The 830-nt window shown below is 31.9% G+C and carries 1 protein-coding gene; it reads right to left on the reverse strand.

Annotated features, from left to right (window positions below):
* Positions 1 to 728: acyltransferase family protein (locus tag AC1DQW_RS27815; protein WP_477457042.1), on the reverse strand; the 728-nt coding region annotated here is incomplete at its 3' end.
* Between the last annotated feature and the right edge of the window lie 102 nt (positions 729 to 830).

Raw genomic sequence — 830 nt, forward strand, 5'->3', positions numbered from 1 at the left:
ATCCCATCGTAATGACTTACTTTGGCATTCAATACTAAAAGTATTRACAATCCGAAGGTTATTAATAATGGCTTTTTTAAGTTTGATAGATTAATAGTCTGCTGATTCAAATGTAACTCTGCAATTCTAATTCCCATCCACCAGATCATTAAGTAAAGAAATATGCGATTTATAAAAAAGGGATAAAATAAATAGCTTACTGCACTTATTATCGCCAAACCATAGACAATATTGTTGGCCTTTGACTTGAAGCGGATCGTGATAATGAAAAATAACATATAAAACCACCATTCGTACGACAGCGACCATAAAGGAGTGTTTGTTAAAAARGGATTTACGATTACATGAGGTTTCAGGTTACCATTATCCTGAAGCATAAGGGTATTCCCCAATAAATTGATCCAATTGATCTGAAAAAAATAATGCCTTTGCCATGCCTGAACTAAATAGTTCGTAACAAAGACAATAAAAATTGGAATAAATATTCTCAAAAATCTCTTTTGAAAATAGACCATAAATGACTTGTCCTTCGATTTTTCAAATGAGTATTTAATAACAAACCCAGAAAGTACAAAGAAAATTATGACTGCTTCTTGACCAAAGCGGAATAGAAATGCAAAATCAATACCATGGAATATTAATTCACGCCCAAAACTATGATGGAGAACAACATATATAGCAGCAAAGCCTCTAATAGCTTCCAATTTATGAATCTTCTTTTTTTCCATTAATCTGTAAATTAAATATCAATATCAAACTCACTCTTGAGACTGTTCCGTCAGCTCTCTTTATAAACTAAACACCTCATGCTGTTTCATTAAGTTTAGCTC

Source organism: Mucilaginibacter sp. P5_A4 (genome assembly GCF_056400605.1).